This window comes from Methylobacterium jeotgali (assembly GCF_022179345.1).
Taxonomy (GTDB): Bacteria; Pseudomonadota; Alphaproteobacteria; order Rhizobiales; family Beijerinckiaceae; genus Methylobacterium; species Methylobacterium jeotgali.
Window position 1 is genome coordinate 1 of the sequence record NZ_BPQR01000104.1, and the last position, 1,255, is coordinate 1,255.

1 protein-coding gene and 1 pseudogene are annotated in these 1,255 nt (G+C 67.3%); both read left to right on the plus strand.

Features of this window, described 5'->3' with window-relative positions; genetic code table 11:
• Positions 1 to 78 precede the first annotated feature (78 nt).
• Positions 79 to 429, plus strand: coding sequence for a transposase (locus tag MFF04_RS21675; protein ID WP_017482586.1), 351 nt, complete (start codon positions 79 to 81; stop codon positions 427 to 429).
• Positions 417 to 1,226 (plus strand): annotated as a pseudogene (locus MFF04_RS21680) (IS3 family transposase); the annotation flags it as partial. The gene MFF04_RS21675 and the pseudogene MFF04_RS21680, both read left to right, overlap by 13 nt.
• Positions 1,227 to 1,255 lie beyond the last annotated feature (29 nt).

Below are 1,255 nucleotides of genomic sequence, written 5' to 3' on the forward strand. Positions count from 1 at the left end.
TGGAGTGCGCCCCTGGGAGTGGACGGCGCTGGACCTGAGGATTGACCCGCCGCGCTGGGCTTCCGGAGGATGGAAGTCATGGCTCGGTATCGAACCCACAGTGTCGCGTTCAAGCGGCAGGTCGTGCAGGCGTATCTCGCGGGCGAGACGCTCCGCGGCCTCGCCCTGCGTCACGATCTTTCGCGCAATCTGATCCGGGTCTGGATCGCCAAGCACGAGGCGGGCGCCCTCGACGAGGACGTGCAGGCTGCCGACCTCCTGCAGGAGTACGAGGCCCGCATCGCGATGCTGGAGCGCTTGGTCGGACGGCAGACGCTGGAGATCGAGTTCCTCAAAGGGGGGCTTCAGCCCGCACGAGCGCAGAAAAGCGTGACTATGTCCGTCGTTGCCGGCCCGCCGGTCTCTCGGTCAGCCGAGGATGCACGCTGATGGGCCTGCCGCGCTCGACCTTCTACGACCAGCCGGCGATCAGCACGGATGCAACCGAGCTGCTGGCCCGCCTGACGGACCTGTGCGACGCGTTCGAAGGCTACGGTTATCGACGCGTCGGAGCGGCGTTGCGCCAGCAGGGGATCGTCGTCAACGGCAAGAAGCTGCGCCGCCTGATGCGCGAGCACGGCCTGCAGCCGCGCCTGCGCCGACGGTTCAAGGCAACGACCGACAGCGACCACGACCTGCCCGTCTTCCCGAACGTGGCGGCCGAGCGGGTGCCGGACGGCCCCAACCAGCTCTGGATCGCCGACCTGACCTACATCGCCGTCCCGAACGGCTTCGTCTATCTGGCCGTGATCCTCGATGCTTGGTCGCGCAAGGCCGTCGGCTATGCCGTGAGCCGCTCGCTCGAAGCGCGCACGGCCGTGGCCGCGCTGGAGGCCGCCCTGGCGGCGCGCTCGCCGCCCAAGGGCTGCGTGCATCATTCCGACCGCGGGTCGCAGTATGCCTCTGCTGCCTACCGGAAGGTCCTGGCCGAGCATGGACTGGTCGGCTCGATGGGACGCCGCGGCAATCCCTATGACAACGCCAAGGCCGAGAGCTTCATGAAGACGCTCAAGGTCGAAGCGGTGTACGTGACGGAGTACGAAACCTTCGCCGATGTCGCGGCTGACCTTCCGCGCTTCATCGACGAAGTCTACAACGCCAAGCGGCTGCATTCCGCGCTCGGCTATCTGAGCCCCGTGCAGTTCGAGGAGCAACACGCCCGGCAGCGGGTCAAACCCCTCGCCTGAGCCTGTCTACCGATAGGGGCGCACTCCAC

What these genes read in the sequence shown, in the direction of transcription:
- MFF04_RS21675 (WP_017482586.1), top strand. Translation starts at nt 79, where the DNA reads ATGGCTCGGTATCGAACCCACAGTGTCGCGTTCAAGCGGCAGGTCGTG.